This window comes from Candidatus Binataceae bacterium (assembly GCA_035650475.1).
Taxonomy (GTDB): Bacteria; Desulfobacterota; Binatia; order Binatales; family Binataceae; genus JAKAVN01.
The window spans coordinates 26,758-35,193 of the sequence record DASRHP010000016.1 but is presented as its reverse complement, the minus strand read 5'-3'; the positions used below and the strand labels follow the sequence as shown (position 1 = coordinate 35,193).

Below are 8,436 nucleotides of genomic sequence, written 5' to 3'. Positions count from 1 at the left end.
GGGAAAGCCCGCAGCGGGCAAAATACTGGAGATACTCAATTGAATCTGTGGAGTGTCAAAAACGCCGGCCAGACCGGCCTTGACCGGGCCACGCACCCGTTTTCTCTACTTCGACCTGGTACGCTTTTGCGGGGCATCTCACGGCCGGCGGACTCTACTTATAAATGGTGGGAAATCGGGGTGCAGGCCACCCCATTCGAGCCTCGGCGCACTGACGCCGCACGAGTTCGCGCAGCTCAAAACGGAGAAACTGATTGCGCCCCCTGCGTATGAACTGGTGGCACTGGGCAGCATGTATGGACCCAGCTCCGTCAAAGTTTCCTTTCAGCATGAAGTGGTGCCCGAAACTGTGCCCAAATGGTGCCCAAAACAGTACCAACAGCGAGGAACAGGACAGAGGAGCGTGGCGCAATGCTTGCGCTAAGCGCCCGATTTATCGGCGTTTGTCCGGTACAGTCTGGCGCCCCCTGCGGGATTCGAACCCACGGCCCCAGGATTAGGAATCCTGTGCTCTATCCAACTGAGCTAAGGGGGCGCGCCAAGAGGGTCCCTCGGCTCAACCGCTGCACCATTCGCAGAGCATCGTCAGTCGCCTGGACTCGCGCAGCGCGTCGCAAGGACGCAGCCTAGCCCACGACCGCCGGCTTTCCAAGCGGCCCGGCTCGACCAAGCGGGCAGGGAACGAGAGCAGCTACATCTGTCCCAGAAACTCGTGGTGGTACACCGAAATCGCGACCAGGACCGCCACCGTGACCATCGCTACAATTATCACCGTTCCAACGATGATATCTCGCGTGCGCACCTAGCACCTCCGCGCGGACCGGCTTTCGACCCCCTTATCACAGGCGGCGGGCACCGGCTAGCGGGAAAATTGCGATCGCACGCACGACAACCCCCTTCGCGCGCTAAAATCGCGGCCCGCGCCGACAGGCAGTGGCCATGCGAACCTCTGCTTTTCCCGCATGCCAGCTTCCGTTTTACTGAAGAGCTGGGGAGGAAGGCTCGCCTGAACGTCGAAACCCAACTCCGGCTCGGCGCGTTTGCCGCCGTGTTCGTCGCGATGGCGGCGTGGGAGCTGCTCGCGCCGCGCCGGCGGCCGAGCGTCGGGCGGGCGCGGCGCTGGCCCTCCAACCTTGGTATCGCAGCGCTCAACGTTGCTATCGTGCGCGTGCTGATTCCGGTCGCCGCGGTCGATATTGCCGGCTTGGGCGAGCTCCAGAACTGGGGGCTATTCAACAATCTGGCGCCCGCTTTCGACGAGTACCTGCCGTGGGCCGCAATCGTCCCCTCGGTGATCCTGCTCGACCTCGCGATCTATCTCCAGCACGTGATGTTCCATGCGGTGCCCGCGCTTTGGCGGCTCCATCGGATGCATCACGCCGACCTCGACTTCGACGTCAGCACCGGCCTGCGCTTCCATCCGGGCGAGATCCTCATTTCGGCGGTGATCAAGCTCGCCGCGGTGGTCTCGATCGGCGCGCCGCCCCAGGCAGTGCTCGCCTTCGAAGTCGTGCTCAATGCGACCTCGATGTTCAACCATTCCAACGTGCGGCTTCCGGCGGGCACCGACCGTGTCCTGCGCCTGTTCATGGTCACGCCCGACATGCACCGCGTGCATCATTCCGTCGTGCGCGCCGAGACCAATAGCAACTTCGGGTTCAACCTCTCATGGTGGGATCGCTGGCTGGGGACGTATCGCGCCCAGCCCGCCGCCGGCCATCTCGGGATGACGATCGGGTTGGAGCAGTTCCGCGATCCGGCTGACTTGCGGCTCGACCGGATGCTGCTCCAGCCGTGGCGCGGCGCGGCGGGCGCCTATCCGATCGGCGGCCAATAGCCGCGGTAACGCCCGCGCGCGCGATTGGGCTATAGTTGCGCGGCAGGTGCACGATGAATCCGGCGTATCTCTACGAGGTGCTCGGGCGGCTGGTCGGCTTCGACACCGTAAGCTCGAACAGCGACGCGCCGGCGATGGAATTTCTCGCTGGGCGGCTCGAGGCGCATGGCTTCCGCGTCCATCTCCATCGCTTCGCGCTCTCCGGTACGCCGCAGGTCAACCTGGTTGCCTGGGCGGGACCGCCGCGCGCGGGCGGGCTTGCAATTTCCGGCCATCTCGACACCGTGCCGTTCGTCGGGCAGCCCGGATGGACGCGCGAGGCGCTCAAGCTGGAAGTCGGGGAAGAGCGGGTGTGGGGGCGCGGTACCTCCGATATGAAGGGTTTCCTCGCCGAGTGCGTTGCAGCGGCAGCCGCGCTCGATTTGCGCGCGCTCAGGCGTCCGCTGGTATTCATTTTCACTGCGGCCGAGGAAACCGGGTGCTTCGGCGCGGAGCGGATCGCGCCCGAGCTCGGCGCGATCCTGGGCGAGACGCCGCTGCCCGAACTGGTGTGGATCGGCGAACCGACCTCATGGCAGGTCAAGCGCGCGCACAAGAGCATCGTGGACTTCGCCGTGACCGTGCGCGGGATCGGCGGCCATAGCGGCGCCCCCGAGCAGGGGGTGAGCGCGATCGCGGTGGCAGGGCGCGCGCTGGAGGCGATCGGCCATCTCCAGGCCGAGCGGCGCACGCCCGAGGAGAAGTTCCGCGCGCTTTTTCCCGCCTCGCCACATGCGGTGCTCAATATCGGGATGATCTCCGGCGGCATCGCGACCAACATCATCGCCGAACAGTGCCGCTTCACCGTAAGCTACCGCACCCTGCCTGGAGCCGACCCGATGGAGATTTACCACGAGATCGAACGCCGGATGGCCGCGCTCGACACCCGCGACTACGCCTCCGACACCCATCGCGCGACGCTCGAACTCGGCAAGCCGATGGTGGTACCGGCGCTGCTCTCGCCGTCCGGCACGGCGCTCGAGCGCGCGCTGCTCGAGGTAACCGGCACGCACGAGGTCGGCGGCGCGCCCTACGTGACCGACGGCGGATGGTTCGCCGGGGCGGGGATGGTGCCGCTGCTGTGTGGACCTGGCGACCTCGAACAGGCGCACAAGCCCGATGAGAGCGTCGGGCGCGCAGCGCTGGAGGCCGGCGTTGGCGGAATTCTTAAGGTCGTGGACAAGCTGTGTTGCCGGTGATGTTCGCGTGAGCTACTGCGATATCGCGCCGGGCCATCCCTTTCACGGCCCCTATCACGACCGCGAGTACGGCTTCCCGGTGCGCTCGGAGCGCGCGTTGTTCGAGCGGCTGGTGCTGGAGATAAATCAGGCCGGGCTCTCGTGGCTGACCGTGCTGCGCAAGCGCACGGCCTTTCGCAAGGCCTTCGACGGCTTCGACGTCGAGCGGGTGGCGGGCTATCGGCGGCGCGAGCGCGCGCGCCTGCTCGCCGACGAAGGGATCGTGCGCAACCGACTCAAGGTCGACGCCGCGATCGAGAACGCGCAACGGATCGTCGCGCTGCGCGAGAGCTACGGCGGTTTCGCGCGCTGGCTCGACGCGCATCATCCGCTGGACAAGGCCGAGTGGGTGAAGCTGTTCAAGCGGACCTTTGTGTTCACCGGCGGCGAAATAACCGGCGAATTTCTGCTCAGCACCGGCTACCTCGCGGGCGCGCACGAAGAGCGCTGCCCGGTGTACGTGCGGATAGCACGGCTCAATCCGCCCTGGATGCGTCGCTCGCCATCCGGCAAGCAGGGCTTGCTCCCAGCCCCTTAAGGGCATCCGTTGCGCAGGTAAGAAGCGCTTAGCCCGCGCAGAACCGGGACCGGCTTCGCTTGCGCAAAGCGGTCCGAGATCCTTCGACTTCGTTCGCGTTGCTCACTTTGCTCAGGATGACAGCCGGTGCGGTTGAGCAGTAAGCCAACGGTTTCCTGAAGCGGAAGGCGCGATGGACAGGCGGAGAGCTTTCAGCCCGACGGTGCCGTTAGGCCTTTGAAGGAAACCGAGACACAAAAAGCGGAGGCGGAGGCGCTGAACGCCTCCGCCCCTCGCATCTATCGGTGCGCCGCGCGCAAGTGCGCGTGCCGCGCTTATCCGACCTTGACCCGCGGGCTGAGGTCCTGGCCGAGATCGGGGTTCTTGACCTGGCCGCCGCAGGCGCGCGCCACCAGCGGCATCACTTCCTCGGCAAAATATTGCATCTGCTCCTCAATTTCCTCGCCACTGAAGCCACCGACCTCGAACCAGGCCTGGAACATGAAGTCCTCGTAGCCGCAGCTCTGCTTGATGCGCATGATCGCCTCGGCCACCTCGGCGGGCGTGCCGAACAGCGCGATCTCCTTGCGCATCATCATGTCGGCGTCGACCTTCTTGTTGAGGTCGTACATCGGCTCATCGGCCTCGGCCAGCACGGCCGCAAAACCGAACGGCCCGTAGTAATCCCACTGCAGTTCGAGCGCGGACTTGAAGCGCGCGAGCTCCTTGGCGCGGTCCTTGCCCGGGATCGCCAGATGGATGTAGCGGCCGGTGACGATGCCGCGCCGGCGCTCGGCATCCCATCCGAACTTGAACTTGCCACGCCCGGCGCGATCGGGCCAGCCGTTCTTCTCAGCCTCCTCGTAGTACATCTCGATGTTTTTGCGCAGCCGCGAGTTGGGCTCGACGATGAAGTAGCCGTTGACTCCGCGCTGCGCGGCCCAGCGGATCGAGCGCTCAGTGGTCAGCGGTTCCCACAGTTGCGGATACGGCTTCTGGAGCGGCTGCGGGAAGACCTGGAGCTCCTTGAGCACGGTCGAGCTCTGGAGCACCGGGTTGGGGCCGCCGTAGGGATCGGGGCCGCCAATCTTGAGCACTTCGTCGAGCCGCCGCCCCGCCTTTTCCGTCGAGAAGTACGCGATGGTCTGGCGATGGTTCCAACGGGTGAAGACGGGCGGGATGGTGAAGAACTGGCCCGCGTGATGGAACGAGTCCTGCGTCCAGCACTTGATGATGAGGTCGTAGGCCTCCTGGTAGTAGGCGCGGTTGCGCTCCTGGTCCTGGATGGTCGCGAACGGCCAGCCAAAGACCTCGGCCTCGCGCGGCTGGTAGCCGCGGCCGATTCCGAATTCCAGCCGGCCACCGCTGATCACATCGAGCATCGCCGCCTGCTCGGCGATCCGGATCGGATGCCACCAGGTGATGATGTTGGCGGCTTGGCCGAAGCGGATACGCCGGGTGCGCGCGGCGATCGCGGTCTCGGCCAGCAGCGGGTTGGGGCTGTATTCAGCGCCCTCGGGCTGAAAGTGATGCTCGGTCATGAAGAAGTAGTTGTAGCCGAGCTGGTCGGCGAGGATGCCCTGGCGGATCTGGTTGATCAACGTGCGTTGTGCACTCGCATGGACGTCGACAAGCGAACCGTCGTTGACCACCACCCCGTTGGCTGTCCGCACTACAGGCAGGTCGCTCGCCCCGTTGTGGAATACTCCGATTTCGAACATTGGTCGTCGCCTCTCTCGCGCGCCGGCTGCGCGTGGTCGAGTCTATACCGGATACGCGATGCCAGTCCAAGGCTGTGCTCGGCGAGCGCGGCGCAGGCTGCCCATGCGCCGGCTCCGACCATCATGCAGGCCGGATCGCAAAGGGAGGCAGGGATCGCAAAGGGAGTCATGCGCGAGGCTTGACAGGGGACGCGGCTTTCATGATATTGAGAATGATTCTCAATTTGACGGAGACGTTCCAGTGACGCGCCCAGTTGCCCTCGCTTTTGCCCTCGCCGCCTTCGCCTTGGCAGGCGTGGCTCCTACGTCTGCCGCAGACACGATCGCCGAGCTGCGCTATGAAAACCGCCATTTCGTGCCTGCCAGCCTGAGTGTGCAGGCTGGGCAGGCGATGACGCTCAAGGTCGTCAACGCCAGCAAGGAAGCGATCGAGTTCGAAAGCTTCAAGCTCAACCGCGAGAGAGCGGTGCAGCCCGGCCAGAGCACGCTCGTACATCTGCCGGCGCTCAGCCCCGGCAGCTACGACTTCCGCGATGACTTCCATCAGGACGTCCCGCAGGGAAGTATCGTGGCGCGCTAGACTGCGCGTCCCTGACGACAGGTCATGCGGTTGAAGCTCTTGCACGGCGCCTATGCGCTGCGGGCGACGGTCGTGTGTGCGCTCCTCGTGTGCGCGGCGCTGCTCGCGCATGCGCGCCGCGCGGCGGCGCAGGTCGATCCGTGGGAGTTCGAGGTCTATCCGTACATGACCGAGGGACGGGGCGTTTTCGAACTGGAAACCAACAACGCGGTCGTGCCCAACGGCCACAATCAGGGTGATAACGGCACTGCCTCCGGCACCTTTCCCAGCCAGGGGCGCTGGTACAACGAGTACGAGCTGACTTACGGACTGACCGACCGGATCGAGGCCGCCGCCTACCTCGACATGGCGCAGGTGCGCGGACACGGCTATTGGTACGCGGGTTCCAAGTATCGGCTGCGCGGCAGGCTGTTCGATCAGGACGTCCTGCCGGTGGACCTTGGATGGTATGCGGAGCTGGAGTGGCGCAAGACGCCGCAGTTTGACGAGAGCGCGCTGGAAGTCGAATTGCGGCCGATAATCGCGAAGGACATCGGCCGGTTCTCAGTCATGCTCAATCCCAAGTTCGAAAAGCCGATCTTTTTCGGCCCCGAAAAGAACAAGGGCTTCGAGTTCGGCTACGCGAGCGCGGTCTACTACCGATGGCGGCGCTGGCTGTCGCCGGGGATCGAGTTTTACGGCGGCGTCGGCAATATCCAGGACAACGACCCGCTCCACGAGCAGCAGCACTACATCTTTCCCGTCTTATGGGGCCGGCTCCCGCACGGTATCGAGTACAACTTGGGGCCGGGCTTCGGGCTGACGCGCGGCTCCGACCGCGTGCTGGTCAAATTCAACCTCGAATTCGAACGCTTCGTCGGCGCCGTCCTGGGCCCCTCGTCGGATTCGGGCTGGTTTTTCTAAAATGGCGTCCAGCGGATCGCCGGGAAGATCGCGCTCAGGTTGATATCGACCAGGCCGAGGACCGACGCGTAGTCCTGACGGCTCGCCGCGTGGTCGAGCGCGACCTGGCTGCCGAGCGTGAACTGATAGGGCCCGGTGAAATAGGAGAGCCCGGGTGTGATGAAGAACTCGGCTGGCGTGCGGCCGCGCCGCCCGGTCGGCACCTCGCTGTAGTTGACCTCGATGAACGGAGCCAGGTTGCGCAGCGGCCAGAGAACGTTCTCGGCCCCGATATCCGCCGCGAGGTAGGGCAGGTTGTAGGTGAAGGCGGCGTCGGCGAACGCGTCGCCGCCCGAGGAGCTCGAGAGCTCGAACAGGTAGCCGGCGTCACCCTGGATGTCGATCGGACGCATCCAGCGCAGCCACGGGTCGTGCGGCAGGTCGCCCATACCTTTCGCCCACATCACCATCGGGCCGGTCAGAAAACTCCTCTGGCCTTCGACCTGCCGATCGCCCGCCGGCCACAGCGAATCGATTCCGGCGGCGAGCCGGAACTCGTGCGCCGGCGACAGGTAGAGCACCCGCTTGAGCAGCGTTTCGAGGTCGTCGAAGCCGGTGCGATCGTGTGCGCGGCCTTCGGGCGACTGTTGATGCCATTCGCCTTCGGCCTCGAGGCTGGTGCTCGGGCTGAGCTTCTTTTCGAGTTCCACAGTCAGCGAGAAAGTCCTGCCGTCGCCGCCGCGGCTCCATCCGGGCAGCACGTCCGCCTCATTGCTGGCGAAGGAGTCCTCGGTAACCAGCGGCTCGAGCCACGTGCGCTCCAGCGCCTGTTGAGCCAACGCGGGAGGCGGCATAAACGCCGCGGCGAGCAGCGCGACGAGTGCGGCGCTGATCCGCCGCGACCTCCACAACGCGCGCGGCCGGCGCGCCACGATCGAGGCATTCATCGTTGGGGCGGCAGGAAGGCGCGCGCGAAGATCGTTCGTCCCTCGGCGAGGTACTTGCGCGCGAAGCCCGACGCAGTCGCTCCGGGAACTGCGGCATCGACGGGGCGAAACCCGCCGTCGGCGAGCAACGCGAAGATCTCGTGCGCGTAGGCCTCGTAGTCGGTCGCAACGTAGAGCGTCGCCTCAGGCGCGAGGACTTCCGCCAGCCGGCGCACGAAGCCGGGGGAAAACAGGCGATGCTTGTGCTGGGAGAGGGCAGGCCAGGGGTCGGGAAAATAAATGTGGCAGGCGCTGACGCTGCGCCGCGGCAGCATCAGGTTGACCAGCGTGCGCCCGTCCATCCGCGCCACTCGCAGGTTGCCGACCCCGGCGAGCGCAGCGCGAATCGCGAGTACGCGAGCGACCGACGTCGCCAGTTCGATTGCGAGGAAGTTGCGCCCGGGATGGGCCGCGGCGCGCGGGATGATAAAGTCGCCGCGGCCGGCGCCGAGCTCGACCTCCAGTGGCGCGCGCCGCCCGAACAGCCGTTCAAGGTCGATCTCGAACAGCGGGCCGCCGTCATCGATCAGCACGCGCTGGCCCATCGCGCGCTTTTCGGGGTCGCGCCACAGGCGCGCCGCCTTGCGCAGTCGTGCCATCAGGGCTGTCAGGTTATCTGTGCGCGCGGCTGTGGTC

The 8,436-nt window shown here is 65.6% G+C and carries 8 protein-coding genes and 1 tRNA gene; 5 read left to right on the top strand and 4 right to left on the bottom strand.

Annotated elements, in window-relative coordinates; genetic code table 11:
* Window positions 1–458: 458 nt before the first annotated feature.
* Window positions 459–535, bottom strand: a tRNA-Arg gene (locus VFB33_17680).
* A 525-nt stretch (window positions 536–1,060) separates the two neighbouring features.
* Here VFB33_17680 and VFB33_17675 point away from each other — a divergent pair.
* Genes VFB33_17675 through VFB33_17665 form a run of 3 tightly spaced genes read left to right on the top strand, consistent with a single transcriptional unit; the run spans window position 1,061 to window position 3,652 of the window.
* A complete protein-coding gene (locus VFB33_17675) occupies window positions 1,061–1,837 on the top strand; it encodes a sterol desaturase family protein (GenBank protein HZO83526.1) in 777 nt (258 codons plus the stop codon).
* A 53-nt stretch (window positions 1,838–1,890) separates the two neighbouring features.
* Window positions 1,891–3,075: a M20/M25/M40 family metallo-hydrolase gene (locus tag VFB33_17670; protein HZO83525.1), complete on the top strand. Its 1,185-nt coding sequence runs from the start codon at window positions 1,891–1,893 to the stop codon at window positions 3,073–3,075.
* A gap of 7 nt (window positions 3,076–3,082) precedes the next feature.
* Window positions 3,083–3,652: a DNA-3-methyladenine glycosylase I gene (locus VFB33_17665; GenBank protein HZO83524.1), complete on the top strand. Its 570-nt coding sequence runs from the start codon at window positions 3,083–3,085 to the stop codon at window positions 3,650–3,652.
* A 314-nt stretch (window positions 3,653–3,966) separates the two neighbouring features.
* Here VFB33_17665 and VFB33_17660 read toward each other — a convergent pair whose 3' ends face one another.
* Window positions 3,967–5,352 carry an LLM class flavin-dependent oxidoreductase gene (locus tag VFB33_17660; GenBank protein ID HZO83523.1) on the bottom strand — a complete coding sequence of 462 codons (1,386 nt, stop codon included), beginning with the start codon at window positions 5,350–5,352 and terminating at the stop codon, window positions 3,967–3,969.
* A 241-nt stretch (window positions 5,353–5,593) separates the two neighbouring features.
* Here VFB33_17660 and VFB33_17655 point away from each other — a divergent pair, with 241 nt between their 5' ends.
* The gene (locus VFB33_17655) at window positions 5,594–5,932 is read left to right on the top strand and encodes a cupredoxin domain-containing protein (GenBank protein ID HZO83522.1); all 339 of its coding nucleotides are present in this window, start codon (window positions 5,594–5,596) and stop codon (window positions 5,930–5,932) included.
* Window positions 5,933–5,956: 24 nt separating this feature from the next.
* The gene (locus VFB33_17650) at window positions 5,957–6,835 is read left to right on the top strand and encodes a hypothetical protein (protein ID HZO83521.1); all 879 of its coding nucleotides are present in this window, start codon (window positions 5,957–5,959) and stop codon (window positions 6,833–6,835) included.
* On the opposite strand, the gene VFB33_17645 is transcribed toward VFB33_17650, so the two are convergent.
* Window positions 6,832–7,746, bottom strand: coding sequence for a hypothetical protein (locus tag VFB33_17645; GenBank protein ID HZO83520.1), 915 nt, complete (start codon window positions 7,744–7,746; stop codon window positions 6,832–6,834). The two genes, VFB33_17650 and VFB33_17645, sit on opposite strands and share 4 nt — an antisense overlap.
* A gap of 11 nt (window positions 7,747–7,757) precedes the next feature.
* Complete coding sequence (locus VFB33_17640) at window positions 7,758–8,399, bottom strand: hypothetical protein (GenBank protein ID HZO83519.1); 642 nt, start codon at window positions 8,397–8,399, stop codon at window positions 7,758–7,760.
* Between the last annotated feature and the right edge of the window lie 37 nt (window positions 8,400–8,436).

Excerpts from the sequence above, each read along its gene's own strand:
- VFB33_17675 (HZO83526.1), top strand. The coding sequence starts at position 1,061 with ATGGCGGCGTGGGAGCTGCTCGCGCCGCGCCGGCGGCCGAGCGTCGGG.
- VFB33_17670 (HZO83525.1), top strand. The coding sequence starts at position 1,891 with ATGAATCCGGCGTATCTCTACGAGGTGCTCGGGCGGCTGGTCGGCTTC.
- VFB33_17660 (HZO83523.1), bottom strand. The coding sequence starts at position 5,352 with ATGTTCGAAATCGGAGTATTCCACAACGGGGCGAGCGACCTGCCTGTA.
- VFB33_17650 (HZO83521.1), top strand. The coding sequence starts at position 5,957 with ATGCGGTTGAAGCTCTTGCACGGCGCCTATGCGCTGCGGGCGACGGTC.
- VFB33_17640 (HZO83519.1), bottom strand. The coding sequence starts at position 8,399 with ATGGCACGACTGCGCAAGGCGGCGCGCCTGTGGCGCGACCCCGAAAAG.